Here is a 25,757-nt window from a genome sequence, read left to right on the forward strand (position 1 = left end):
TGGTGTAAGGATCACGGCCAACAATTTTTTCTGACTTTGGGTGCGTTTTGTTCAAATTTAACTTGATCCAGTCTATCGCTGTGCCTGTCTTGCCTTTTAGTGAGTTCGATGTGTCTGTCGACGCAATGCCAAAAAAGGGAGGCGGAATCACCCATGCCAAATAATCGTATTGAAACCCAGGGCACCAATGAAATCGATCTGATCGCACTTGCGCGCGGGCTCTGGGGGCAAAAGTGGTTGATCCTTGCGGTCACCTTGTTGGTTACCGTGGGGGCAGCTGCTTATGCGTACCTCAGCAAACCGGTCTACCAAGCTCAACTTTTTATCATGCCTCCTACTCAGAATGGTATTGCTGAGTTGAACTATGGTCGAGGGAAAAGCACTGAGCTGGATCCTTATTCCATCAAGCATGTCTATGACGTATTTGCCCGAAACTTACAGGGTGAATCTCTTCGTCAGACATTCTTCAATGAAGTTTATCTTCCTTCACTTGATGAATCCCAGCGAACGGGCGCGCTCGACCGATTGTACGAACGTTTCTCTCGAGAGTTAATAATCAAGGGGCCTGGTAAGGATACGCCGGATCGCTATTCGGTAACGGTCCAGGGCGGAGATCCCGTTCGAGCTACGGAGTGGGCGAAGGCTTATGTGGCACGCGCCAGTGAAGCGGCTGAGTCAGAGTTGATCAAGAACGTTACGGCTGAGGCTGCGGTAAGAGCGCGTAATCTGGAGCAGCGTATTGTCGGTTTGCGCGAGACTGCGCAGCGAATACGTGAGGATCGGATTCAGCAGTTGCGCGAAGCGTTGAAGATTGCAGAAGCGATTGGTCTCACCAGCCCGAGTATAAACTCTACGGCGGCTGTTGATATAACGGTAGAAACTGGCAATAAAATGGATTACCAGCGAGGCAGCAAAGCCTTGGCTGCGGAAGTGAAAGCGCTGGAGTCGAGGGCTTCTGACGACGCCTTCATATCGGATTTGCGTTCGCTCCAAATGCGATACAGTTTTTATCGTAAGTTGAATATTGATCCAGACAGTATTTCGGTTTATCGGCAAGATGGCAGCGTTGAAGTGCCGCAAAGCCCGATTAAACCAAGAAAGGCTTTGATTTTGCTGCTGGGCATTATTGCTGGCGGGATGCTGGGTAGTTTCATTGCGTTAATTCGATTTGCGGTTATTCGGAGTAAGGAACAGCAAGTGCAGGGTTGAGATGGTCAATTTTTCGATCCTAAAGTATTTTCGTAACTCTTTAGAGAGAATTCCGAATGCTTGTTTGAGCCCGTCTTTATGAGGATTATCTTCGTAAGGCGGGTTTTTTATTGGTGTGGCGAATAACTCTAAGTGTTCATGGTTTTAATGTGTGCCGAGGCTCCATCGGTTGTAGTCACGAGGTGCTCCGACGGGGCGGGTCTCAGTGGTTAGATGTCATAATGATGGCAAAAGCGAGCCGTTCAACTGAAGCAAGCCCTGCAAAAACTAGTCAGAACTCAGTAAAGTACAATCCAGGAAAGCCATTTTGCTACATAACAGGCATAATGGCGGTTTGTGAGGGACGGGATGGCCGTCTCGTTCGGAGGTCGGTAGCAACAGGCCTGTGGCGTATCGAAATTTGTGCATGGTGGGGACATCTGGAGAGTCGGCGGTAGGCGCCGGAGATGCTGCTCCATAATGAGTTTTGGCAAGAACTGAAGTGAAAGCGTCCAGCATCCGTTCGGCGGGCTGAGGCGGAGGTTTGCCAGTTGTGCAATGGTAGGGGTCAGGCGGATTCAGGCTTGATTCATAGCTCTGATGAATTAGATGGTTTTGACAAGTTAAATGGAGAGTTGGATGTCGAGCATAAAGCAGGCGAGCGTCGCCAAATTTAAAGCAAAAGAGGCCGTCATCGGTATCGTCGGTCTTGGATACGTCGGCCTGCCTTTGATGCTGCGTTATAATGCGATCGGGTTTAAAGTCATTGGGCTTGATATCGATAGTTCAAAAGTTGAACTTCTGAATTCAGGTAAAAGCTACATCGAGCACATTCCTGGCGAAAAAATCGAAGCCGCTTGCCAAAACGGATTTGAAGCCACTACCGATTTTACTCGTGTGCCTGAATGTGATGCGCTGATTCTCTGCGTACCGACACCATTAAATAAATATCGCGAACCCGATATGAGTTTTGTGATAAATACGACTGATGCGATAAAACCCTATTTAAGGGCGGGCCAAGTCGTTTCTCTTGAAAGTACAACCTATCCGGGCACGACAGAAGAAGAGCTGCTACCACGTGTCCAAGAGAAAGGACTGCGTGTTGGTGAGGATATCTTCCTGGTTTATTCTCCGGAGCGCGAAGATCCGGGCAATCCCAACTTTGAAACCCGTACCATTCCAAAGGTAATCGGTGGTCATACGCCTGAGTGCCTCGAGGTCGGTGTCGCTCTCTATGAGCACGCGATTGACCAGGTTGTGCAGGTCAGCTCTACCAAAGCAGCTGAAATGACCAAGCTACTGGAAAATATCCATCGTGCGGTCAATATCGGTTTGGTGAATGAGATGAAAGTGGTCGCTGACCGCATGGGCATCGATATTTTCGAAGTGGTCGACGCCGCTGCAACCAAGCCCTTCGGTTTTACTGCCTACTACCCTGGCCCTGGTCTCGGTGGTCACTGCATTCCAATCGACCCGTTCTACCTGACTTGGAAAGCCCGTGAGTATGGTTTGCATACACGGTTTATCGAGCTTTCGGGAGAGGTCAACCAGGCCATGCCGGAGTACGTCCTGAGCAAGTTGATGGACGGCTTGAATGAGCGCGGTAAACCTTTGAAAGGCAGCAAGATTCTAGTGCTTGGTATCGCCTACAAGAAGAACGTAGATGATATGCGTGAGTCGCCTTCGGTTGAAATCATGGAACTGATCGAGGCCAAAGGTGGCGTCGTAGGGTACTCCGATCCGCACGTCTTGAAGTTTCCGAAGATGCGCGAGCACCACTTTGACCTTTCCAGTGAGCCTCTGACGGCTGAAGTTCTAAAAGCTTATGATGCTGTCATCCTGGCCACCGACCACGATAAGTTCGACTATGAGCTTATCAGCCAACATGCTCAACTGATCATCGATAGTCGTGGTAAATATCGCGCCCCTCAATCGAACATTATCAAAGCTTGATGACAGGAGAGTTCTGGATGAAACGTTTTGCTCTAATTGGTGCTGCCGGTTATATCGCCCCCCGCCATATGCGCGCCATTAAGGATACCGGCAATACATTGGTGTCCGCTTATGACATCAATGACTCGGTAGGCATCATCGACAGCATTTCACCGCAAAGCGAATTCTTTACCGAGTTCGAGTTCTTCCTTGATCACGCTCACAGCCTCAAGCGCGACCCAGCGAACGCCTTGGATTACGTGTCGATCTGCTCGCCCAACTACCTGCACCAACCGCACATTGCCGCTGGTCTGCGCCTGGGCTGTGACGTGATCTGCGAAAAACCGCTGGTGCCGACCCCGCAGCAGTTGGACCAGTTGGCCCTGATCGAGCAGGAAACCGGCAAGCGCCTGTTCAACATCCTGCAACTGCGCCATCACCAGGCAATCATTGCCTTGAAGGACAAAGTTGCCCGCGAGAACAACCCGCACAAGTACGAAGTCGACCTGACCTACATTACTTCCCGTGGCAAGTGGTACCTGCAAAGCTGGAAAGGTGACCCACGCAAGTCCTTCGGCGTAGCCACCAACATTGGCGTGCACTTCTACGACATGCTGCACTTCATCTTCGGCAAGTTGCAGCGCAACGTTGTGCACTTCACTTCCGAACACAAGGCGGCCGGTTACCTGGAGTACGAGAAAGCACGTGTACGCTGGTTCCTGTCGGTCGACGCCAACGACCTGCCGGAGTCGGTAAAGGGCAAGAAGCCAACTTACCGTTCGATTACCGTCAACGGTGAGGAAATGGAGTTCTCCGAAGGCTTCACTGACCTGCACACCACCAGCTACGAGGAAATCCTGGCTGGGCGTGGTTATGGCATCGAGGATGCTCGCCACTGCGTGGAGACGGTCAACACCATTCGCAGTGCGGCCATCGTCGTTGCAGCGGACAACGAAGCGCATCCGTTCGTCCAAGCCCTTTCTCGCTGATCGGCGAGACAACACGGGTGGCCTTGCGCCACCCGTTTCAAGTTTCCCAAGCAGGATCGCAAGCCAGCGTGTCGAACGATAATTTCAACAAGCCAAACGAAGCGGGTGCGATGCGCCGCATGCGCAGCATTCGTCTCGATATTCAGGGCTTGCGTGCAATCGCGGTGCTGGCGGTCATGCTTTATCACGCCAATAGTGGCTGGCTGAAAGCCGGCTATGTCGGCGTCGACATCTTTTTTGTCATCTCTGGCTTCATCATAACGGCATTGTTGACCGAGCGAAGCGACAAGGTCGATCTCGTTTCATTCTATGCCAGCCGCATCAAGCGCATTCTGCCGGCGTATTTCGTCATGCTGGTGGTGGTGTCCGCGCTGTCCGCGCTCCTGTTTCTGCCTGATGACTTCGCATTTTTCCTCGACAGCCTGAAGTCCTCGGCGTTGTTTACCAGCAACCAGTACTTCTCTGGCTTCGGCAGTTATTTCGCGCCGCGGGCCGATGAATTGCCGCTTCTGCATACCTGGTCATTGGCCATCGAGATGCAGTTCTATCTGTTCTTCCCGGTGTTGGTCATTTGCTTGCCAAAGCAATGGCGTCTCATAACGTTTGCCTTGCTAGCCGCCAGTCTGTTTGCCTGGAGCGGCTACCGTGGACTGGGCGAATCGCAAGAAGGGATGTACTTTGCCCTGTCGGCACGGATTCCCGAATTCATGGTCGGTGCCATCGTTGCCTTGCTGATGCGCCAGCGCGAGCTGCCCATGTTACTTGCAAGCGTATTCGGTGGGCTGGGCGCAATCCTGCTGGCTTGGGCGGTGCTGGCTATCGATAAGCAACACTTCCCAGGCTTCTGGTCTATCCTGCCTTGTGTCGCGGCAGGGCTGCTCATCGTTGCCCGGCGTGGTCCGGTCAGCGCGTTGCTAGCCACTCGGCCGATGGTCTGGATCGGTGGTATTTCCTATTCGTTGTACCTGTGGCATTGGCCGGTGCTGGCGTTCATTCGCTATTACACGGGGCAGTACGAGCTGACGGCTGCATGGTTGCCGATTTTCGTGGCCAGCTCTGTACTGCTGGCATGGCTTTCCTATCGCTTGGTCGAAACACCCGCCAGAAACGCTTCCGGCATGATGCGCCAGCTACCCAAGTGGGCTGTAACCGGTGCTGTGGTCGCGCTGGTGGCGTGGGGTGGACAACGTGTCAACGCCTCGCTGGTCGCTCCGTTGTCTGTGGAACTCACCCGTTATGCTGCTCCAGAGCTTATCTGCCATGGCACCCAAGTGGGCGCGTGCAAGCGAGGCAAGGCGGATGCCGAAGTGTCCGTTCTGGTAATTGGCGATAGCCATGCTGCCCAATTGAACTACTTCTTCGACCAGGTGGGCGAAGAGCAGGGCGTTGCTTACCGCGTGCTCACTGCCAGCAGTTGCGTGCCTATCCCCGGCTTTGACATTGAACGCCTGCCAGCCTGGGCGCAAAAACCTTGCCGCGCGCAGATCGAGGCCGTGGCTCGTGAGTTGCCGAAGGTGGAGCGGGTGATTGTCGCAGGCATGTGGCAGTACCAGATGCAGAGCCAAGCATTCGCCAAGGCGCTTGCTGAATTTCTCGTCGATACTGCAGGAGCCCATAAACATATCGTGGTGCTTGCTCAGGTACCAATGTTTGAAACAGACGTGCAGCGGGTAAGGCGCTTTACCGAGCTTGGCCTGCCGGCGCCATTGACATTCAATCGTGAGTGGCAGGTTGCCAACCAGCAAGTGCAGGCCATTGTCGACCGCACGCCGGGCGTGCGTTTCCTGGACCTTTCCAATAGCAGCTTCTTTGCCGCTGCGCCTTACCAGCAAGGTTTGCTCATCTACCGCGACAGCCACCACCTCAACGAGGTAGGTGCACGTCGTTATGGGCACTATGCTGCCGAGCCACTGCAGCGTGCTTTCGATCAACCTCAGTCTAATGTGAGTCTGAAGCCATGAGTTACTATCAGCACCCCAGCGCGATCGTCGATGAGGGCGCGCAGATCGGTGAAAACTCCCGTGTCTGGCACTTTGTCCATGTTTGCGCGGGCGCCCGCATCGGTGTCGGCGTTTCGCTCGGTCAGAATGTGTTCGTGGGCAACAAAGTCGTGATCGGCGACCGCTGTAAGATCCAGAACAATGTTTCGGTCTACGACAATGTCACGCTGGAAGAGGGCGTATTCTGTGGCCCCAGCATGGTCTTCACCAATGTCTATAATCCGCGTTCGCTGATCGAGCGCAAGGACCAGTACCTCGATACGCTGGTAAAAAAGGGCGCGACGCTTGGCGCCAATTGCACCATCGTCTGCGGCGTTACCATTGGTGAATATGCCTTCGTCGGTGCCGGCGCGGTCATCAACAAGGATGTACCGGCCTATGCATTGATGGTGGGTGTGCCCGCACGGCAGATTGGCTGGATGAGCGAATTTGGCGAGCAATTGCAGTTGAACGAGCAGGGTGAGGCCTTCTGCTCGCATACGGGAGCGCGCTACGTGCTGAACGGAAAACTTTTGAACAAGACGGATGCCTGAGCATGATTGAATTCATTGACCTGAAAACCCAGCAAGCACGTATCAAGGACAAGATCGATGCCGGCATCCAGCGCGTCTTGAGCCACGGCCAGTACATTCTCGGCCCAGAGGTAGCGGAGCTCGAGGAAAAACTCGCTCAGTTTGTTGGCGCTAAACACTGCATAACTTGCGCCAATGGCACAGACGCCTTGCAAATCGCTCAAATGGCGCTGGGAATTGGCCCGGGTGACGAAGTTATAACACCTGGTTTCACCTATATTGCGACCGCCGAGACAGTTGCCTTGCTCGGCGCAAAACCGGTGTATGTGGATATTGATCCACGCACATATAATCTTGACCCGCAAAAGCTGGAAGCAGCAATTACCCCGCGTACGAAAGCTATCATTCCGGTTTCTCTATACGGGCAATGTGCAGACTACGATGCGATTAATGCGATTGCCGTTAAATACTCAATCCCAGTAATCGAAGACGCAGCACAAAGCTTTGGCGCTACCTACAAAGGGAAACGCTCCTGCAACCTCACCACAATAGCGTGTACTAGCTTCTTTCCAAGCAAACCGCTGGGATGCTATGGGGATGGTGGCGCGATTTTTACCAATGATGACGAATTGGCCAAAGTACTGCGTCAAATCGCCAGGCACGGACAGGACCGCCGCTATCACCATGTGCGCGTGGGAGTTAATAGTCGCCTGGATACGCTTCAAGCGGCAATTCTCTTGCCAAAACTTGAAATTTTTGAAAAGGAGCTTGAGCAACGTCAGCGTGTTGCAAGGTTGTACGGTGAGTCACTCGAGGCCTTGGGGGTAAAGACAATCCCTTATGTGGAAGAATGGAACACCAGTGCCTATGCTCAATATACAATTCTTGTTGACGAGCGTGACCAGTTACAAGATAAGTTAAAGAAGCAGGGCATTCCGACGGCAGTTCATTATCCCATCCCGTTGAACAAGCAGCCCGCTGTAGCCGATGCAAACGCCCATTTACCTACGGGAGACCGCGTCGCAGAACAGGTCATGAGTTTGCCAATGCATCCGTATCTGGATGACGAGGCTGTCGCAATTATTTGTGCTGCGGTGGCTGGTTAAGCTATGTACATTTCTTTAAAAGTTGATAAAGCAACTTTTTTGAATGCCTTGTCCTTTTTTGTCTATTTTGTCCTGTTGTTGTGGATGAATAATAATTATCTGTACTTGCTGTATGACTATATGGGGGCCTCCCAGAAAAGCTTGGATGGCCTCCAGATCGTTTACTTGTTGCTTTTAGCTGTGGGCAGTTCTCTTTTATGCGGTTCAAGTATAAGTAAGCCTGGGGATATCGTCGTAGCCTTGCTGTTTTTGGTTATCGTGCCTCATGCGCTTGTTTTGAACGGGGCGAACGCATTTTACCCAGAGGCCAGCCCATTTTCTGGGCTGTGTTTGTCAGTGCTGATGGGTGTTGTTCTTGTCTCACTTATTAATAAGATTAAATTTCGTCGTGACAGCGGTCAATCCAGTAGTGGTGAAAGATATCTGTTTATTGTTTCAGTAGTTAATATATTGGTTTTGGTGTTTATTCTGCTCAAAAGTATGTCGTTTTTTTCTCTCGACTTTTCTGGTCAATACCTTCGACGTGCTATCGCACGCGACGTTTTTTCAGCAGGATCTATAGATGGATATATTGCGTCGATAGGGACGCAGGCATTTTTTCCTGTTTTATTTGCTTGGGGAGTCTATAAAAAATCCAATTTCTTCTTTTGGCTTGGGGTTGTTAACGTTTTGATCCTGTGGGGAGCCTTTGGGCAGAAATATCCCTTTGTTGTTTTATTTTTGGTTTATGTTCTGATGACCTATTTTAGATATTATGGAAAGGTCAATGTCTCTTGGTTGCTGTTTGGTGCAATAGGCTTGTTGCTTGCAGGTTTTCTTGAGTTCGAGCTTATGGGGTATTCTTACCTGAATGACTATCTGATTAGGCGAGCCTATACCGTACCCGCCACAATGTTGGGGGCTGCGGAGCTGTTTTACGACTCGTACGGGATTAATAATTATAGCGATACAGCAATAGGTCTTTTGTCCGGCTTTAGCAAAAGTGAATCGATCACGTTTCGAATTGGTGAGTATATTTATAATAATTCGGAAACTAATGCCAACGTGAATTTTTTTGCGGTGGCCTATCTGAGGCTTGGGTACACGGCAGTAATAATCGAGGCTTTTATTGTTGCTGTGATTGTTATGTTGTTGAATCTTCTTTACATGAAGCGCTCCATGTTCATTGCGATGCCCGTTGCATTGCTCTTCGTAACTAAAATTGTTGAGCAATCGTTGCCAACGGTTTTGTTAGGTTCTGGTATTTTCTTCATGCTGTTGCTTCTAATGTTGATGGCTTTCTCTAGGGAGTCCAAGAGCAGGACTAGGAGTATAGCTTGAAGAGTCAATTCTTTTCTCGAGTAAGAAGTGTGCTCGTCGGGACTCTAGGGGCCCAGTTGATATCGTTGGGTGTGATGCTGCTTCTGGTAAGGCTGTACTCTCCAGAAGAATTGGGATCATTTAACGTTTGGCTTTCATTCGCTACGATAATGGCTGTTTTGGTCACGGGGCGTTATGAGTTGGCGTTGTTCAGCGGTGATACGAAGGATGACTCAAAATCGATCATTAAACTGGTCTTGCTGATAACCGTTGCACTGTCGATTTTAGCTACGTTTTTAATCGCAGTTGTGAGTTCGTTTGTTGAGGAAATTCCGCCGATAGTCAAAAGTTACTCCCTTGTCCTGGCTTTTGTTGTCTTTGGGATGGGGGCTAATAAAGCACTCCTTTCATTATTGGCTTTTCAACAAGCCTTTAACAAACTTGGCGTTGCCAGAATTGCTCTGGCGGGCGCTGTCGCGGTGGCTCAGGTGGTGGCTGGTTATTTCGCGTTAGGAGTCAGCGGCCTGATCTACGGCCAAGCGGTTGGTGTGCTATTGGCTACGCTGTTGGTATTTTTTTGGTTTGATCGCTCTTGGCTAAAAGCATGCTGGAGTGAAAGTATTGGTTCAGTTAAAAGCGTCGCGTACAGATACAGGGACTTTCCAAAGTTCTCGCTGCCCGCTGATCTGATCAACACTATCGCCAGCCAATTACCTGTCATTTTGATAGCCTCCCGATTTGGCGCGGAGGCTGCAGGCTGGTTCGCACTAACAATAAAAATGATGGGGGCACCCATTACCCTGCTTGCTACTTCAGTCCTGGATGTGTTCAAAGAGCAAGCCGCTCGGGATTACAGGGTGACGGGCTCTTGCCGTTCCGTTTTCTTGCGTACTTTCATTGTCCTCTCCCTATTAGCCTTTCCGCCATTTCTTTTATTTTGGTGGTTGGGTGAGTGGGCGTTCATGTTTGTATTTGGTACAGAATGGATTGAGTCAGGGAAGTATGCAATTTTACTTATCCCCATGTTTTATATGCGTTTTGTCGTGAGCCCTCTTAGTTACACTATCTATATTGCCCAACGACAAGGATTGGACCTGATTTGGCAACTGGGGTTACTGGTCATCACGGCGGCATGCTTTCTGCTCGCGGGGGAGGTGACGGAGGCCCTGTGGTGGTACTCGGCAAGCTATGCCATAATGTATGTTATTTATTTTGCGATGTCATATCGTTGTGCTAAGGGAGTTTCCTCATGATTGTAGTGGTCGATTATGGCGTGGGGAATATAGCCTCGGTGCTGAATATGTTGAAGCGAGTTGGGGCGAAGGCCAAGTCCTCCAACCTAGTCGACGATATTGTAAACGCAGAAAAGCTGATTTTGCCCGGTGTTGGTGCGTTTGATGCCGGAATGAAAACCCTGCGTGAGAGCGGTCTCATAGATGTACTTAATCAACAGGTGCTTGTCGCTCGTAAACCTGTGATGGGAGTATGCTTGGGGTCGCAGATGCTGGGGCGTCGTTCTGAGGAGGGTGTCGAACCAGGGTTAGGCTGGATTGATATGGATATCAAGCGTTTTGAGAAGCGCCCAGAACGAAAAGTGCCTCACATGGGGTGGAGCCACGTTTCCTGTAATTATGAGCATCCATTGGTTCGAGGTCTGACAGAGGAAAGTCGCTATTATTTTGTGCATGGCTATTACATGTGCCCTGACAATGAGCGCGACACGCTTCTGACGGCTGATTATGGGCAGAAATTTACGGCTGCGGTCGCCAAAGATAATATTTTCGGTTTTCAGTTCCATCCTGAAAAGAGTCATCGCTTCGGCATGCAGCTTTTCAAGAATTTCGTCGAGTTAATCTGATGCAGAGAAAACGCGTAATTCCATGTTTGCTGTTAAAGGACAGGGGACTGGTTAAAACGGTGAAGTTTAAGTCTCCGAAATATGTGGGCGACCCTGTTAATGCCATTCGTATTTTCAATGAAAAAGAAGTTGATGAGCTGGTTCTACTGGATATAGAAGCGTCTATATTAGGTCGTGAACCTGACTATGAGCTGTTAGCGGAAGTGGCCGGCGAATGTTTCATGCCTATTTGTTATGGTGGTGGTATTCGTACGCTGGAACACGCACAACGTGTTTTTGCTTTGGGCGTTGAAAAAATAGCCCTGAATACCGCAGCTTTGGCAGATGTCGAGCTTCTTCGAAAAATAGCTGATCAATTCGGTTCTCAAAGCGTCGTCTGTTCTATCGATTGTAAGAAAAGTTTACTAGGCCGCTATTCGGTCTATTCTCAATCAGGTACGAAAGATACAAAAGTTTCACCAGTCGAGTGGGCAAAGAGAGTCGAGGATGCCGGAGCCGGAGAAATATTCCTGAACTCCATAGATCGCGATGGAACGATGCAAGGGTTTGACATACCGCTCATCAAGTCGGTTGTTGCTGGGGTTCATATACCTGTCGTCGCATGTGGTGGGGCGGGTTCAATAGCTGATCTTAACGAACCCTTTGAAAAGGCGGGCGTGTCGGCGGTCGCAGCGGGAAGTTTTTTTGTTTTTCACGGAAAGCATAAAGCGGTTTTGATAAGTTATCCGGACCTTAATCAGTCCATGTCCGGAAGTAAATAAATTGCTTTTCTTGAATATTGATGAGTACCTAGAGCCTGCTCGTACCGTCATTATTGATTTGAAAGCGAAAAGTAGTTGTAATGAATTCGAGAGGGAAGACTGTGTATAAAGTATGTTCACGCTGTGTGATGGATGAGACTGACGCGAATATCAAGTTTGACGAGCATGGCGTTTGCAATCATTGTCATAGATTTGATGAGGTACAGTCTCTTCAATTGTTTAGCGGGGTTGACGGAAAGACCCGGCTGCAAAACATTGTGGACAAGATAAAGAAGGAAGGGGCTGGTAAAGAATACGATTGCATTATCGGTTTGAGTGGTGGGGTTGACAGCTCTTATTTGGCTGTAAAGATCAAGGATTTCGGACTGCGTCCATTAGTCGTGCACGTCGATGCAGGTTGGAACAGCGAGCTTGCGGTTAGTAACATTGAGAAAATTATCAAACATTGCGGATACGATCTTCATACCCACGTCATGAACTGGGAGGAGATGCGTGACTTGCAGCTTTCTTATATGAAGGCTGCAGTAGCCAATCAAGATGTTCCTCAAGATCATGCGTTTTTTTCGAGCATGTATCACTTTGCGGTGAAGAATGATATTAAATACATTCTGAGCGGTGGGAATCTTGCAACCGAGGCAGTATTTCCAGATTCTTGGCACGGAAGTGCGATGGATGCTATTAACCTAAAAGACATTCATAGAACGTACGGTTCCAAACCCTTGCGTGATTATAAGACTATTAGCTTTTTTGAGTATTATTTTTGGTATCCTTTTGCTAAAGGAATGCGAACTGTAAGGCCGCTGAACTTTATGGAATATGATAAGCGCGAAGCGGAAAAGTACCTTCAGGAAACAGTGGGATATAGGTCATATGCTCGCAAGCATGGTGAGTCCATCTTCACCAAGCTGTTTCAGAATTACTATCTCCCTACCAAGTTTGGCTATGACAAGCGTAAGCTGCACTATTCCAGCATGATTCTTTCTGGGCAGATGTCGCGTGAGGAGGCGATTGTTAAGCTTGCGGAGCCTTTATATGCCGCAGATGAACTAGAGAATGATATTGATTATTTCTGTAAAAAAATGCGAGTCAACCGGCAACAGTTCGATGAGTTAATGCAAGCCCCAATCCATGATTACTCTGATTTTAAGAGTTGGGATAAGTTGCAGGCGTTTGCCAAAAAGTCTCAAGTCTTCCTGCAGAAGCTTCTGGGGCGGCGTCTCAGTGTTTATTCTTAAAGATATAATAATGGAGACGCCTTTTTGAAAGTGGCACATGTAACTTCAGCTCATACTCGTTTCGATATTCGCATTTTTCAGAAAGAATGCAAGACATTGGCTGCGCATGGTTATGACGTTTCGTTAGTAGTCGCTGATGGTAAGGGCGACGAAAAGGCTGATGGAGTCAATATTGTGGATGTGGGATTCTTGCGTGGACGCTTGAATCGAATGTTCAAAACTACCAAGATGGTTTACAAAAAAGCGGCCTCTCTTCAGGCTGATATTTATCATTTGCACGATCCTGAATTGATTCCAGTCGGGCTTAAATTAAAGAAGCTTGGAAAAATTGTAATTTTTGACTCCCATGAGGATGTTCCTAAGCAAATATTGAGTAAGCCCTATTTGCGCCCGGCTTCGCGCAGAGTTATTTCTTTCCTGTTTTCCGTTTATGAACGTTTCGCCTGTCGTAAGATGGATGGCATTTTGACCGCGACGCCATATATACGAGATAAGTTTTTGTCTATCAATGCGAATGTTGTAGATATTAATAACTTTCCCTTGGTGGGTGAACTTGCTGCTGATGTCGCATGGGGCGAAAAAAAACAGGAAGTTTGCTATGTGGGCGGGATCACCTCGATCCGAGGTATTCGCGAAGTTGTTGAGGCGATGGGGCTTGTTCATACGGGTTCGCGGCTGAATCTGGTGGGTAATTTTTCTGAGCCCGGTGTTGAGGTTGATGTTAAGAAAAAGAATGGATGGTCTTCCGTTAATCAATGTGGCCAGTTGGGTCGTTCCGAGGTGCGTGATATTTTGGGACGGTCGGCTGCAGGTTTGGTAACTTTTTATCCGCTGCCCAATCATGTCGATGCCCAGCCCAACAAGATGTTCGAGTATATGTCTTCGGGAATCCCAGTTATTGCTTCTAATTTTCCCCTGTGGCGTGAAATTATTGAAGGCAATGACTGTGGGGTTTGTGTAGACCCGCTGAGTCCACAGTCTATTGCCGACGCGATCGATTTTATAATAGAGAACCCCGAACGTGCCGAGCAGATGGGGCGTAACGGTCAGAAGGCCGTCACTGAGCGCTATAACTGGGACGTTGAAGGGCGTCGATTACTGAAATTCTACGCCGGCTTGGCCAAGGGATAATAATATTATGAAATTACTCACGATTATTGGTGCTCGACCTCAGTTTATCAAGGCCAGCGTTGTATCCAAGGCGATTATTGAGCAGGCCGGATTATCCGAAAAAATCATCCATACCGGGCAGCATTTTGATGCCAATATGTCGGAGATTTTTTTTGACCAGCTGGGTATTCCTAGGCCGGATTTTCAATTAGATATCCATGGCGGTTCGCATGGTGAAATGACTGGCCGAATGCTGATGGAAATTGAGCGGGTCATGATTCAGGAGAAGCCGGACCGGGTACTGGTTTACGGTGATACGAACTCAACCCTGGCGGGTGCTTTGGCAGCGGCCAAGCTTCATATTCCGGTGGCCCATATTGAAGCCGGCCTGCGGAGCTTTAATATGCGCATGCCCGAGGAGATCAATCGTATTTTGACTGATCAGATGAGTGATCTTCTCTTTTGCCCTACGCAAACCGCGATTAATAATCTGGCTAAGGAAGGTTTTTCGGACAAGCCTGTAAAAATATGGAATTCGGGCGATGTCATGCAGGACAGCGCCATGTTCTTTGCTCGTCGTGCATCTAAGCCGGAGGGTTTCAATCTTTCCGACGGTTTTGTCCTGGCAACACTGCATAGAGCGGAAAACACCGATGACCCTGTTAGGTTGAAGTCTATCGTTGATGCGCTGAACACTATTCATAATACAGTGGCGCCGGTTGTATTACCTTTGCATCCTCGTACCCGGAACATGATCGAAAAAACAGGCCTCGCATTGGAAGTCAATCTGATTGACCCAGTCGGGTACCTGGAAATGATCTGGCTCCTTCAACGCTGTGGTTTGGTATTAACTGATAGCGGTGGTGTCCAGAAGGAGGCTTTTTTCTTTTCAAAACCTTGCGTAACCATGCGCGACCAAACCGAATGGGTAGAGCTCGTTGAGTCTGGGGCGAATGTGTTATGCGGGGCGGACTCTGGTTTAATTACTACTGCAGTACGTGATGGTATCAATCGCACCGTGCATGACAACGAGAACTTATACGGTGGTGGGCAGGCGGCGTCATTCATAGCTGATTGTCTTTCTCGCTCATGAGCTGTCATGAGTTAGATAAGCGCTTATGGTCGTGTTGGGAAGCACAATGAATATTTGGTATATCAACCCTTATGCCGGCGGCCCTGGAGTCGGGCGCTATTGGCGCTCCTTTTATCTGGCGAACGCATGGCAGGCTCAGGGACATGATGTGGAGATAATCACGCCTGGTTATCACCATTTGATGGACGACGACTCAGGGAAAGCCGGGGGACAGGTCCTGGAAGGCGTTTCATATAATTTTGTTCCAGCTCCTAAATATAAAGGGAATGGCCTGGGGCGATTTTTGTCCATGTTGTGTTTCGGCTTTTTTCTCTTCTTTTTTCTTCTGCGCTTGGGGTTGAAGAAAAGGCCGGATCTGGTTTTGTATTCTTCTGCCCATCCCTTTGGGTACCCTGCTGCCTATCTATGTGCAAAATTATTCAGATCGAAGATTCTATTTGAGGTTAGGGATATCTGGCCTTTGAGTTTGGTGGAAATTGCTGGATTCAATAAATTCCATCCCGTCGTTTTGGTTTTGTCGCTTATTGAGAGGTTCGCATATTATTCAGCGGATGCTGTGATTTCCCTTTTGCCGGGTGCCAAACAGCACATGGTGTCACGGGGAATGAAACCGGGGAAATTCAGATACGTTCCTAATGGTTTTTCGCTTAATGATATAAATGCAAGCGTTGAGTCTCAGGGGGCTAGTTTATTGGATGACCTGATGGGATTTAAATCGCAAGGCGATTTTTTGTTTTTTTACGCCGGCGCCTTGGGGGAACCCAATGCGATGCACCTGTTTTTGGATGCGTTGCATTTTTTTGAGATTCCAGAGGGCGTGTCAGTAAAATTTATCATCGTTGGCAAGGGGGAACAAAGTGCTGAGCTTAATGCTCGCTGTCGTAAACTCGGTTACGACTTTGTTCTTTTTTACCCGCAGGTTGATAAAGCAGAGATCCAGCAAGCTCTTCGTGTTGTCGATGTCGGGTTTTTTGTTATGCATGACCTGCCTATTTACAGATTCGGTGTGAGTTTAAACAAGTTATATGATTACATGGCTGCCGGGATCCCTGTCATTGCTTCTTATAATGCCTTTAATGATCCAATAAAAGAGGCTGGTTGCGGCATGTCCGTGGTTCCGGGTCAACCTGAGCAGCTTGCACATACGTTCCAGGAAATGTTGTTACTTGATGGGACTGTTTTGCGTGAGATGGGCGCGAAAGGTCGCCTTTTCCTTGAGGCTAATTTTGAGTATACGTCTCTGGCTCGGCGGATTCTGGAAAATTGATTAAGGTGCATCGCATGCAGTTGGTTACCGGGGCGTCAGGTTATATAGGTAGTTTACTTTGTAAGGTTCTGAAGGCGCGAGGCTACGCCGTAAAGGGCATAGGTCGTAGCTCCATGACTCCGTCACAAGATTTTGACTATGTTTGCCTGGATCTTGAAAACGACCCTTTGGACGGGGTATGTCTTGGTGTCGAGACAATCGTACATCTTGCGGGAAGGGCACATATTCTGAATGACAAGGAAGAGGATCCTCTTTCGGCGTTCAGGCGTGCGAATGTAAACGCGACTCTTCGCTTAGCCGAAGAGGCAATGCGTGGGGGGGTCAAGAGGTTTGTTTTTATCAGTTCAATTGGTGTCAGCGCCACTGAGACAAAGAATTCAAAGGTTTCAGAGTTGAGTGGCAATAACCCAAGTACGCCGTATGCGCTTTCAAAATTTGAAGCTGAAGAGGCGTTAAAAGCGCTGGTCAAAGATTCCTCCATGGAGCTGGTTATTATCCGCCCACCCTTGGTCTATGGCGGGAGTGCTCCTGGGAACTTTCACCGCTTGCTAAAGATTGTTCGACTCGGTATGCCACTTCCCTTCTTGGCAGCCAATAATCAACGTAGCATGATAGCGCTGGATAATCTTATTGACTTTATCGTGCATTGTATTAAGCATCCTGCTGCGGCTGGGGAGCTATTTTTGATTTCCGATGGAACGGATGTCTCTACTGTAGATATTGTGCGTACCATTGCCAATGGTATGGGGCGTAAACCTCGCTTGATTTATGTACCCGTTGGAGTCATCCGTGTGGCGGCGAAGCTATTAGGGCGAGAGAATATGTTTTCCCAATTGTTTGGTTCTTTGGTTATCGATTCCGGCAAGGCGCATCAGCTGCTTGGCTGGACCCCGCCGCTTGGAACAACTGAAGCGTTATCCAAGGCCGGCGCGGATTATATGACCCTTTCATCAAAAAAAGGTCGAGTTTGAATTCATGGCAATTTTTTTTGTAGTGTTTGTAGTGTTTTTTGTTTCGTTGGTCTTAACCGGTGGCTTGCGACGTTACGCTTTGGCGCGAAGCCTGATGGATGTTCCGAACGCACGAAGTTCTCATTCGGTTCCAACCCCTCGCGGTGGTGGGGTGGCGATCGTATTAGGATTTCTATCGGTGTTGCCGATCCTGGCTTTTCTTGGGGGGCTTAGTTGGACATTCACCTGGGCCTTGTTGGGGGCGGGATCAGGTATAGCGCTTTTGGGCTTTCTCGACGACCATGGTCACATCGCGGCACGCTGGAGATTGCTGGGACATTTCCTCGGTGCAATCTGGGCGCTTTTTTGGCTGGGTGGCTTGCCTGCATTGGAGCTGTTTGGTTTCGTATTGGATTTGGGCTGGCTAGGGCATGTGCTCGCGGCGATTTATCTGGTTTGGATGCTTAATCTTTATAACTTCATGGACGGGATCGACGGAATCGCCAGCGTCGAGGCTATTTGTGCTTGTCTTGGAGCCTGCCTGCTCTATTGGTTGGGAGGTTTTGAAAACCTGATCTTGGCTCCGCTGGTACTAGCGATGGCTGTAGCGGGGTTCTTGTATTGGAATTTTCCTCCCGCCCGTATCTTCATGGGCGATGCGGGTAGTGGATTTCTTGGCATTATCCTGGGGGTGCTGTCGCTGCAGGCGGCTTGGAGTTCACCTAAGCTGCTGTGGGTCTGGCTGATTTTGCTGGGGGTCTTTATTGTCGATGCAACCCTTACATTGTTACGGCGCCTGCTACGTGGAGATAAGGTCTACGAGGCTCATCGCAGTCATGCCTATCAATTCGCTTCCCGTCATTATGGCCGTCACCTGCCGGTTACGTTGGTGGTGACAGCAATCAATCTGTTCTGGCTGCTGCCTTTGGCAGCTTGTGTCGTGTTGTGGAACATGGATGGAGCATTGGCTTTAATATTGGCTTACGTGCCACTGCTCGTGCTGGCGGTCAGGTTTCACGCCGGTGAGCTTGAGAAAGCCTGATTTCGCTGTAGGGTTCGCGTTTTTCGTTTATCGATTGTCCAACGGACGAAGATGTAACTGCGTGTATCGAAAATGGATTGGATTTAGGAGCTGGCCGAGGTGCGTGAAGGGTTTATGGACAAATTGAGAACCGTCCTGCTGGGGCTGCCGAGACGCCACAAGCGAGCTATCCAGGTGGCCACTGATGTCGTTCTGGTCTGGGTCGCCTTATGGCTGGCGTTCGTCGTGCGGCTGGGGGTCGAGGCTTTGGCCAGTCCGATCGAAACGCATCTTTGGCTTTTTGCCTCCGCGCCACTGATTGCCATCCCTATTTTCATCCGTTTTGGCATGTATCGCGCCGTCATGCGTTATTTCGGCAACGATGCGCTGATTACCATTTGCAAGGCTGTCAGCCTTTCGGCCTTGCTGCTGGCTCTTGTGGTGTATTGGTACAGCAATCATAAGACCGTAGTGCCACGCTCTATCATTTTTAACTACTGGTGGTTGAGCCTGATCATGATTGGCGGGCTGCGTCTGGTGATGCGGCAGTATTTTCTCGGGGATTGGTTTACCGCAGCCCAGCATGTGCCGTTTACCAGTCGTGACGATGGCCTGCCCAAGGTCGCTATTTATGGTGCTGGGGCCGCCGGTAACCAACTCGTTGCTGCATTGCGCATGGGGCGAGTGATGCGGCCGGTCGCGTTCATCGACGATGACAGTAGCATCGCCGATAGAGTCATTGCAGGGTTGCAGGTCTATCAACCTAAACACATTCAAAAAATGATTGATGCCACCGGCGCGCAGGAGATTTTGCTTGCTGTTCCGTCCTCCTCGCGAGGTCGCCGGCGAGAGATATTGACGCTGCTTGAAGGTTTTCCGCTGCATGTGCGTAGCGTCCCCGGCTTCATGGACCTGGCCAGCGGCCGAGTCAAAGTCGACGACATCCAGGAAGTCGATATCGCGGATCTCCTCGGGCGTGATCCGGTACCTGCCCAGGCTGATTTGCTTGAGCATTGCGTCGCGGGACAGTCGGTTTTAGTGACAGGGGCGGGTGGTTCGATCGGCTCCGAACTTTGTCGGCAAATCCTTGCTCTCAAGCCGACCACGCTGCTGTTATTCGAACATAGCGAATTCAATCTCTATAGCATTTTGTCCGAACTGGAGCCTCGAATTGCTCGTGAGTCACTGTCGGTTCGATTATTACCTATCCTCGGATCGGTGCGGGATCAGGACAAGTTGCTGGACGTGATGAAGACATGGAATGTCGATACGGTCTATCACGCAGCGGCTTATAAACATGTGCCGATGGTGGAGCATAATATTGCCGAAGGCGTTTTGAACAATGTGATCGGCACGCTGAATACTGCGCAAGCCGCACTTCAGGCAGGTGTATCGAATTTTGTATTGATTTCGACGGATAAGGCCGTACGTCCAACGAATGTGATGGGCAGTACCAAGCGCCTTGCCGAACTGACCTTGCAAGCCCTTAGCCGTGAATTGGCGCCCGTGCTGTTTGGCGACAACGCCAACGTATCACGCGTCAACAAAACCCGTTTTACGATGGTCCGTTTCGGTAATGTACTGGGGTCATCCGGTTCGGTTATTCCACTGTTTCATAAACAGATCAAATCAGGTGGACCATTAACCGTTACCCATCCGAAGATCACACGTTATTTCATGACGATCCCCGAGGCCGCTCAACTGGTCATTCAAGCGGGCTCTATGGGGCTGGGTGGGGATGTGTTTGTGCTGGATATGGGCGAGCCGGTGAAGATTGTCGAGCTGGCGGAAAAAATGATTCACTTATCCGGCTTGAGTGTGCGTTCGGAGAAAAACCCTCAAGGCGATATTTCAATCGAGTTCACAGGGTTGCGTCCTGGCGAGAAGCTCTACGAGGAGTTGCTGATCGGCGACAACGTTGTCGCAACCTCCCATCCGATGATCATGAGCGCCAACGAAGATCATCTGCCATGGGATGTGCTTAAGGCGAGGTTGGCTGAGTTGCTGGCCGCCATCGAGCATGATGACTACTCGAGAGTCCGTCAGTTGCTGCGGGACACGGTCAGTGGATACGCCCCTGACGGGGAGATTGTCGACTGGATCTATCAACAACGTCGGCTTGAGCCTTGACGAAGTGCGTATGCCTAGGGCCTGAGATCAGGCCCTAGGCATCTTAAGCTAATTGTTAATCCAGATTTCTCGCGACAGTTAATTTCTCCGGACTGAAAGCTTCATCGTCCTTTGACTTTTTCTCTTGCCAGGAATATTTTTTCTTTAGCTTCAATAGCGGTTTTTCAAAGAATATGTAACTTAATGGGGCGACTACAAAAGTTAGCCATAAGCCGATGTCCACGCTGGGCGGAAAAACATGTTCTGTTCGATAAGGGCCGTTACCTGTAAAAATGCCTTGCCATACATACAGACCGTAGCTGATGACTCCAACGGCTGCTAAAGGTTTGAGCTCAAGTAACTTGACCAGCAGAGAGTCCTGATTGTGATAGATATATAAAACTAAGGCGCCTACCGAGACAAGCCAGGCAGCTTCCGTTTTTATGAAGGCCGGTGCAGTGAGTCCAGCCAAAATCGAGATGAGTAATATTCCCGATGTGGCCGTATTTGTGAAGATGCTCTTGACCTTTTCAATCTTGCAAACAAAGGCAACCAGGCAGCCGACTAAAATCGGCAACATTGCCGGAAAAGTCCACCGGCTCAAATAATAGAGCGTTGTAGGTTCATAAAGACTGGTTCCGAAACAAAGGCAGCCGAGGACCAGCAGCGAAATCGTCGTGATCGCGGTTCGTTTGCCAAAAGCAAAAACTATTGGCCAGAACAAATAAAAATGTTCTTCAACGGACAGAGACCAGAAGTGTGACATTGCAGAAAACGCGCACGCCTTGGGGGCGAAGTTTATGGTGTATGTCAATGCATAGGGATAAATGCAATTGGTTATTCCGGCTTTTCCCGTTACATCCATGATTATCAGGAAGAAAATAGCCAGATAATAGAGTGGGAATATACGTAGGGCACGTCGTTTTATAAAGGAAAAGATGTCGACTCTTCCAGTAGTCTCTTTCTCTTTAATGAGCAAAAAGGTTATCAGGAAGCCAGATAGAACAAAGAAGGTGCTGACACCTACATGAGGACTCAAAACTGACAGGAAGGCAGGGTTCGTGACCCCTATGACAGGCTAGATGACCGCGTGGGACATAATAACAAGTAGCACCGAAATGCCCCGCAGACCGTCAAGTCCCTTTATCTTTAAACTCATCACTTTCCCCAAAATTAAAAGCGCGGCAAGTTTGCCGTATGGTCACGGTGCGTGCAACCGCCAAGGCCGCTTCCCTGGGGCTTCCAGTTTTTAGCCCGATATTCAGGGTCATAAGGATGCCGCCGACCACGACTTCACCTCGATGGATTCGCGCTCTTTCTTACGCTTTCTGTAACATTCTGATTTTTGACAAGCTATCTTCATGGCCTAAGTTTGAGGGGCAGCTTCGGAAAAGCTGCTTCTCTCTTAACGATGTCATGGAGCGTCATTTATGCGTACAGGCTATTTCTACTCTTTGATTTTTGCCCTTCTGACCAGCGCCTCTATAGCCACCATCGCTGCGCCGGCGGTCAAGCCACAGACCACGGCTGCGTCGCCTGCGACGGAAATGACGGCGAAGCCGCAAAGCGCCAAGGTGGATCTCAATGGGGCGGATGCCGCTACGTTGCAACGCGAATTATTGGGAATAGGCGAGGCCAAGGCCAAGGCAATTGTTGCATATCGTGAGGGTAATGGAGCCTTCTCGTCGGTAGAGGAGTTGTTGGAAGTCAAGGGGATTGGCAAGGCGATCCTGGACAAGAATCGCGACAAGCTGGAAGTGAACTGAGGCATGACAAGAGGCCAGTCGAATGACTGGTCTCTTTTTGTTCTGAAGGATGAAAGCCTATTCTTGAGTGATTTCCGGAGCCCAAATCGAAATTACCGCGCAAGATCACTTGGCACAGAACGTGATTACTTACAGCCAGTAGATTGTTGAACAATCATGAGGCCTGAGCGTGACCAACGGACTTTCCTTAGCCGACCAAATCACCCTGGAACTGCGCGCCGACATCATCAGCGGCCGCTTGTTGCCAGGTATGGCCCTGATAGAGAACAACCTGGTTTCAGCCTACAACGCCTCGCGCAACACCATCCGCGAAGCGTTACACCGCCTGGGTCAGGATGGGTTGACCCGTTACGTACGCAACAAAGGGGTGATGGTTCGCAGGTTAGGTGTCGATGATGTGCGAGATCTGTTCAGGGTCCGTCGCACCTTGGAGCTCCAAGCCATCTTGGGCAGCCAACCATTGCGTGAGTATCAATCCGACCGGATGCTTGAAGCCCTTGAGGCGGCGGACTTGGCTCGGGAGCGTGAGGACTGGCGTTCGGTCGGCACCCATGGCCTGGCCTTTCATCAGCACATCGTCGGCTTGATGCGCAGTCCGTTGCTCGATGAGTTTTTCACTAATGTGGTTGCACAACTGCGCCTGGTGTTCAGCTCCGCGCCCGATGAGGCGTGTTTCCAGGCTCCGTGGTTGGCTCGTGACCGGTACATCCATGATTCGCTGGCCGAAGGCGACAAGCTTGCGGCTCACGAAGCCATGGGTCTTTACCTCGACGATTCCGAGCAACTGCTTTTGCAGTTGCTGGCTCCCACCCATCACCAATGATCAAGGACCTGCGCCATGTACAAAGACTACCCAGCCGCCTACCAGGTCAGCAAAGGTTCTGCCCTGCAGGTGGATAAACCTTTCTACGAACGAATTCGCGCGCAGCAGGACAAGCGGACCCTGATCGAACAGTTCGAGGTGCCGATCCGTACCGGTCGCGCCTGGCACGTACCGGCCGGGCATGTGTTCCGCATCACGACGCCAGTAGGGCCCCAGGTGGGGGACTTCAACGTCTGGAACGCCAACGATCCGCGGGAACGCTTGTGGGCGGCGCGCACGCGCCAGCTCCAGGGCGCCCACGTCAGCACCCATGATCGGTTGTGGTCGAACCTGCCATTCCTGCGACCCTTGGTGACCATCACCGATGACAGCCTGGCAGGCTATGGCATCGACGAGCATGGCGGACGACTGCACGATCTGCTTGGTACGCGCTGTGATCCGTATGTGAACAGGATGCTGACAGGGGAGGATTTCCATCATCACTGCCATTCGAACCTGACCCGTGCGGTGTTGCCCCACGGCCTGACGGAGTTCGATGTGCACGATGTACTGAATATTTTCCAGTGCACGGGGCTTAACCATGACGACATGTACTTCATGAAGGCCTGTCCGGCGCAGAAGGGTGATTACCTGGAGTTCTTTGCCGAGATCGATCTGTTGTGTGCTTTGTCCACCTGCCCGGGGGGGGACCTGTCGCTGGCCATGTGGGGGCCGGATGCACAGGATCCTCTCAGCGTCTGTCGTCCGCTGGGTGTGGAGATCTATCGGTTGGAGGATTCATTGCTGGAAGGCTGGAGCCAGCCTGAGCGGGCGGCATACAAAGGGATGCATGGCTTGCACATCGCCAAGGCGGATTGGGAGAAGTAGTGCCATCGGCGCGGCAAGGCCCGGAGCTTGTGTGGCGAGGGAGCTTGCTCCCGCTGGGCTGCGCAGCAGCCCCAACAGTCACGATTCAATCAGCCAGGCACACCGAGCCAGTAGCTTTGAGGGCCGCTTCGCGCCCCAGCGGGAGCAAGCTCCCTCGCCACGAGATCGGTGTGTGAGGTCGCGGTTAACGATCCTTGGCTTCTTTCGCATCCATTTCCGCATTGCGCTCGGCAACACGCTTGCGCTGTTCATCCGTCAGTTCGACCTTGTTGGCGGTGTCGCGCAGCATCATCAGACCACCAACGATCGAGCCGATTGCAACAATCAGAATCAACCAGGCATACCAGGGCATAGGGCTCTCCTTGATGGCGCGATGGACGGACGAACATTCGTCGATCCATCGCCCCTACCACTTATGAGCGAAGGTTGTTCGCAGTGGTTCAATACTACGCCCGTTCGGCTGGCTTCACCTCAAAGCCCGGTCAGCATCGCATCGGCGGGCGCGTCTGCGCGCAATTGTGCGGTGAGGATGAAGTAGACGAAGCCCACTGCCATGAACCCGAGGAAGATCAGCCCGATCAGTGCGTTGAACCAGGCCATCGCCACCAGGCACACCACCGCCAGCGCCAGGGCGATTCCCGGCACGATCGGATAACCCGGTGCGCGGAAAGTACGTTCCAGGTTGGGTTCGGTTTTACGCAATTTGAACAGGCTGAGCATGCTCATGATGTACATGACGATGGCGCCGAACACGGCCATGGTGATCATCGCCGCTGTCAGGGTCATGCCGCCGAGGTTGATCAGGCCGTCGCTGTAGATCGCGGCAATGCCGATCAGTCCACCGGCGATGATCGCCCGGTGCGGGGTCTGGAAACGTGACAGTTTGGCCAGGGAGGCGGGCAGGTAGCCGGCGCGGGCCAGGGCGAAGAACTGTCGCGAGTAGCCCAGGATGATCCCGTGGAAACTCGCCACCAGGCCGAACAGGCCGATCCAGACCAGCATGTGCAGCCAGCCGGAGCTTTCGCCGACCACGGTTTTCATGGCTTGGGGCAGGGGATCGTTGATGTTCGACAGGGTGCGCCAATCGCCGACGCCGCCGGCAAAGAACATCACACCCATCGCCAGGAACACCAGGGTCAGGATGCCGCTGATGTAGGCCTTGGGAATCGTGCGTTTCGGGTCCTTGGCTTCTTCGGCGGCCATGGCGGCGCCTTCGATGGCCAGGAAGAACCAGATGGCGAAGGGGATCGCAGCGAACATGCCGGCAATGGCTGGGGCGCCGAACACATCCGAACCGGCCCAGCCGTTCAGCGCAAAGCTGCTGAAACTGAATGCCGGGGCCACGACGCCCATGAACACTAGCAGTTCGGCCACCGCCAGGACGCAGACAATCAGCTCGAATGTCGCCGCCAATTTGACCCCGAGGATGTTCAGGCCCATGAACACGATATAGGCGCCGACTGCGGCGTGTTTCGGGTCCAGCGCCGGGAACTGCACGTTCAGGTAGGCGCCGATGGCCAGGGCAATGGCCGGCGGCGCGAAGACGAATTCGATCAGTGTCGCCAGCCCTGCAATCAATCCGCCTTTCTCGCCGAAGGCGCGACGGCTGTAGGCAAACGGCCCGCCGGCATGAGGGATGGCGGTGGTCAGTTCGGTGAAACTGAAAATGAAGCAGGTGTACATGGCCGCCACCATGAAGGACGTCACCAGGAAACCCAGCGTCCCGGCCACGCCCCAGCCATAGCTCCAGCCGAAATACTCGCCGGAAATCACCAGGCCGACGGCAATGCCCCATAAATGCAGGGTGCCCAGGGTGGGTTTGAGTTGTGTGTTCATCGGTGGCTCCCCTCGATCCATAGCAAAAGCGCTGG

The 25,757-nt window shown here is 51.0% G+C and carries 23 protein-coding genes; 20 read left to right on the forward strand and 3 right to left on the reverse strand.

Annotated elements, in window-relative coordinates; translation table 11 throughout:
* Window positions 1–153: 153 nt before the first annotated feature.
* The 17 genes from J4E53_RS09670 to J4E53_RS09750 all read left to right on the forward strand — a co-directional run bounded on the left by J4E53_RS09670 (window position 154) and on the right by J4E53_RS09750 (window position 20,451).
* Window positions 154–1,209: an LPS O-antigen chain length determinant protein WzzB gene (locus J4E53_RS09670; protein WP_060738587.1), complete on the forward strand. Its 1,056-nt coding sequence runs from the start codon at window positions 154–156 to the stop codon at window positions 1,207–1,209.
* Window positions 1,210–1,827: 618 nt separating this feature from the next.
* Window positions 1,828–3,141 carry a UDP-N-acetyl-D-glucosamine 6-dehydrogenase gene (gene wbpA / locus J4E53_RS09675; RefSeq protein WP_060738586.1) on the forward strand — a complete coding sequence of 438 codons (1,314 nt, stop codon included), beginning with the start codon at window positions 1,828–1,830 and terminating at the stop codon, window positions 3,139–3,141.
* Window positions 3,142–3,158: 17 nt separating this feature from the next.
* Window positions 3,159–4,109 (forward strand): UDP-N-acetyl-2-amino-2-deoxy-D-glucuronate oxidase, encoded by a 951-nt coding sequence (gene wbpB / locus J4E53_RS09680; RefSeq protein ID WP_060738585.1) that lies wholly within the window; start codon window positions 3,159–3,161, stop codon window positions 4,107–4,109.
* A 110-nt stretch (window positions 4,110–4,219) separates the two neighbouring features.
* Entirely contained in the window at window positions 4,220–6,070 is a 1,851-nt protein-coding gene (locus J4E53_RS09685) for an acyltransferase family protein (RefSeq protein WP_103308851.1), read from the forward strand.
* The gene (gene wbpD / locus J4E53_RS09690; protein ID WP_060738584.1) at window positions 6,067–6,642 is read left to right on the forward strand and encodes a UDP-2-acetamido-3-amino-2,3-dideoxy-D-glucuronate N-acetyltransferase; all 576 of its coding nucleotides are present in this window, start codon (window positions 6,067–6,069) and stop codon (window positions 6,640–6,642) included. Before J4E53_RS09685 ends, wbpD begins: the two co-directional genes overlap by 4 nt.
* A 2-nt stretch (window positions 6,643–6,644) precedes the next feature.
* Window positions 6,645–7,727, forward strand: a complete 1,083-nt coding sequence (locus J4E53_RS09695; RefSeq protein ID WP_103308840.1) for a DegT/DnrJ/EryC1/StrS aminotransferase family protein — start codon at window positions 6,645–6,647, stop codon at window positions 7,725–7,727.
* A 3-nt stretch (window positions 7,728–7,730) separates the two neighbouring features.
* Window positions 7,731–9,047, forward strand: a complete 1,317-nt coding sequence (locus J4E53_RS09700) for a hypothetical protein (protein ID WP_177431709.1) — start codon at window positions 7,731–7,733, stop codon at window positions 9,045–9,047.
* Complete coding sequence (locus J4E53_RS09705; protein WP_060738582.1) at window positions 9,044–10,279, forward strand: oligosaccharide flippase family protein; 1,236 nt, start codon at window positions 9,044–9,046, stop codon at window positions 10,277–10,279. The genes J4E53_RS09700 and J4E53_RS09705 overlap by 4 nt, the downstream gene beginning before the upstream one ends.
* Window positions 10,276–10,884 carry an imidazole glycerol phosphate synthase subunit HisH gene (gene hisH, locus J4E53_RS09710; RefSeq protein WP_060738581.1) on the forward strand — a complete coding sequence of 203 codons (609 nt, stop codon included), beginning with the start codon at window positions 10,276–10,278 and terminating at the stop codon, window positions 10,882–10,884. Before J4E53_RS09705 ends, hisH begins: the two co-directional genes overlap by 4 nt.
* Window positions 10,884–11,645, forward strand: a complete 762-nt coding sequence (locus tag J4E53_RS09715) for an AglZ/HisF2 family acetamidino modification protein (protein WP_060738580.1) — start codon at window positions 10,884–10,886, stop codon at window positions 11,643–11,645. The genes hisH and J4E53_RS09715 overlap by 1 nt, the downstream gene beginning before the upstream one ends.
* Window positions 11,646–11,746: 101 nt before the next feature.
* A complete protein-coding gene (locus tag J4E53_RS09720) occupies window positions 11,747–12,880 on the forward strand; it encodes an N-acetyl sugar amidotransferase (protein WP_103308852.1) in 1,134 nt (377 codons plus the stop codon).
* A 30-nt stretch (window positions 12,881–12,910) separates the two neighbouring features.
* On the forward strand, window positions 12,911–14,011 hold the full coding sequence (locus J4E53_RS09725; protein ID WP_310650536.1) for a glycosyltransferase family 4 protein: 1,101 nt from the start codon (window positions 12,911–12,913) through the stop codon (window positions 14,009–14,011).
* A 7-nt stretch (window positions 14,012–14,018) separates the two neighbouring features.
* Window positions 14,019–15,083 (forward strand): non-hydrolyzing UDP-N-acetylglucosamine 2-epimerase, encoded by a 1,065-nt coding sequence (gene wecB / locus J4E53_RS09730; RefSeq protein WP_103308842.1) that lies wholly within the window; start codon window positions 14,019–14,021, stop codon window positions 15,081–15,083.
* Between the two features lie 46 nt (window positions 15,084–15,129).
* Window positions 15,130–16,350 carry a glycosyltransferase family 4 protein gene (locus J4E53_RS09735; RefSeq protein ID WP_158249654.1) on the forward strand — a complete coding sequence of 407 codons (1,221 nt, stop codon included), beginning with the start codon at window positions 15,130–15,132 and terminating at the stop codon, window positions 16,348–16,350.
* Window positions 16,351–16,364: 14 nt separating this feature from the next.
* Window positions 16,365–17,321: an NAD-dependent epimerase/dehydratase family protein gene (locus J4E53_RS09740; RefSeq protein WP_060738575.1), complete on the forward strand. Its 957-nt coding sequence runs from the start codon at window positions 16,365–16,367 to the stop codon at window positions 17,319–17,321.
* A gap of 4 nt (window positions 17,322–17,325) precedes the next feature.
* On the forward strand, window positions 17,326–18,342 hold the full coding sequence (locus J4E53_RS09745; RefSeq protein ID WP_060738574.1) for a glycosyltransferase family 4 protein: 1,017 nt from the start codon (window positions 17,326–17,328) through the stop codon (window positions 18,340–18,342).
* Between the two features lie 114 nt (window positions 18,343–18,456).
* A complete protein-coding gene (locus J4E53_RS09750; protein WP_060738573.1) occupies window positions 18,457–20,451 on the forward strand; it encodes a nucleoside-diphosphate sugar epimerase/dehydratase in 1,995 nt (664 codons plus the stop codon).
* 55 nt (window positions 20,452–20,506) lie between these two features.
* Here the strand turns inward: J4E53_RS09750 and J4E53_RS09755 are convergent, their stop codons facing one another.
* On the reverse strand, window positions 20,507–21,469 hold the full coding sequence (locus J4E53_RS09755; protein ID WP_158249655.1) for an acyltransferase: 963 nt from the start codon (window positions 21,467–21,469) through the stop codon (window positions 20,507–20,509).
* Window positions 21,470–21,860: 391 nt separating this feature from the next.
* On the opposite strand from J4E53_RS09755, the gene J4E53_RS09760 reads away from it, so the two are divergent.
* From J4E53_RS09760 to J4E53_RS09770, 3 genes are all read left to right on the forward strand, one after another.
* A complete protein-coding gene (locus J4E53_RS09760; protein WP_060738571.1) occupies window positions 21,861–22,196 on the forward strand; it encodes a ComEA family DNA-binding protein in 336 nt (111 codons plus the stop codon).
* A 169-nt stretch (window positions 22,197–22,365) separates the two neighbouring features.
* A complete protein-coding gene (locus J4E53_RS09765; RefSeq protein WP_103308845.1) occupies window positions 22,366–23,019 on the forward strand; it encodes a GntR family transcriptional regulator in 654 nt (217 codons plus the stop codon).
* A 15-nt stretch (window positions 23,020–23,034) separates the two neighbouring features.
* A complete protein-coding gene (locus J4E53_RS09770; RefSeq protein WP_103308846.1) occupies window positions 23,035–23,886 on the forward strand; it encodes a DUF1989 domain-containing protein in 852 nt (283 codons plus the stop codon).
* Window positions 23,887–24,070: 184 nt separating this feature from the next.
* Here J4E53_RS09770 and J4E53_RS09775 read toward each other — a convergent pair whose 3' ends face one another.
* A complete protein-coding gene (locus tag J4E53_RS09775) occupies window positions 24,071–24,238 on the reverse strand; it encodes a DUF2897 family protein (protein WP_003183831.1) in 168 nt (55 codons plus the stop codon).
* Between the two features lie 119 nt (window positions 24,239–24,357).
* On the reverse strand, window positions 24,358–25,722 hold the full coding sequence (gene eat, locus J4E53_RS09780) for an ethanolamine permease (RefSeq protein WP_014337249.1): 1,365 nt from the start codon (window positions 25,720–25,722) through the stop codon (window positions 24,358–24,360).
* Window positions 25,723–25,757 lie beyond the last annotated feature (35 nt).

The sequence above is a fragment of the Pseudomonas sp. FW305-28 genome (assembly GCF_017351395.1).
GTDB lineage: Bacteria > Pseudomonadota > Gammaproteobacteria > Pseudomonadales > Pseudomonadaceae > Aquipseudomonas > Aquipseudomonas fluorescens_AA.

Coding starts and splice junctions, on each gene's coding strand:
- J4E53_RS09760 (WP_060738571.1), top strand. CDS start 21,861: ATGCGTACAGGCTATTTCTACTCTTTGATTTTTGCCCTTCTGACCAGC.
- wecB (WP_103308842.1), top strand. CDS start 14,019: ATGAAATTACTCACGATTATTGGTGCTCGACCTCAGTTTATCAAGGCC.
- J4E53_RS09685 (WP_103308851.1), top strand. CDS start 4,220: ATGCGCCGCATGCGCAGCATTCGTCTCGATATTCAGGGCTTGCGTGCA.
- wbpA (WP_060738586.1), top strand. CDS start 1,828: ATGTCGAGCATAAAGCAGGCGAGCGTCGCCAAATTTAAAGCAAAAGAG.
- hisH (WP_060738581.1), top strand. CDS start 10,276: ATGATTGTAGTGGTCGATTATGGCGTGGGGAATATAGCCTCGGTGCTG.
- J4E53_RS09775 (WP_003183831.1), bottom strand. CDS start 24,238: ATGCCCTGGTATGCCTGGTTGATTCTGATTGTTGCAATCGGCTCGATC.
- wbpB (WP_060738585.1), top strand. CDS start 3,159: ATGAAACGTTTTGCTCTAATTGGTGCTGCCGGTTATATCGCCCCCCGC.
- J4E53_RS09735 (WP_158249654.1), top strand. CDS start 15,130: ATGAATATTTGGTATATCAACCCTTATGCCGGCGGCCCTGGAGTCGGG.
- wbpD (WP_060738584.1), top strand. CDS start 6,067: ATGAGTTACTATCAGCACCCCAGCGCGATCGTCGATGAGGGCGCGCAG.
- J4E53_RS09750 (WP_060738573.1), top strand. CDS start 18,457: ATGGACAAATTGAGAACCGTCCTGCTGGGGCTGCCGAGACGCCACAAG.
- J4E53_RS09745 (WP_060738574.1), top strand. CDS start 17,326: ATGGCAATTTTTTTTGTAGTGTTTGTAGTGTTTTTTGTTTCGTTGGTC.
- J4E53_RS09700 (WP_177431709.1), top strand. CDS start 7,731: ATGTACATTTCTTTAAAAGTTGATAAAGCAACTTTTTTGAATGCCTTG.
- J4E53_RS09695 (WP_103308840.1), top strand. CDS start 6,645: ATGATTGAATTCATTGACCTGAAAACCCAGCAAGCACGTATCAAGGAC.
- J4E53_RS09670 (WP_060738587.1), top strand. CDS start 154: ATGCCAAATAATCGTATTGAAACCCAGGGCACCAATGAAATCGATCTG.
- J4E53_RS09740 (WP_060738575.1), top strand. CDS start 16,365: ATGCAGTTGGTTACCGGGGCGTCAGGTTATATAGGTAGTTTACTTTGT.
- J4E53_RS09715 (WP_060738580.1), top strand. CDS start 10,884: ATGCAGAGAAAACGCGTAATTCCATGTTTGCTGTTAAAGGACAGGGGA.
- J4E53_RS09770 (WP_103308846.1), top strand. CDS start 23,035: ATGTACAAAGACTACCCAGCCGCCTACCAGGTCAGCAAAGGTTCTGCC.
- eat (WP_014337249.1), bottom strand. CDS start 25,722: ATGAACACACAACTCAAACCCACCCTGGGCACCCTGCATTTATGGGGC.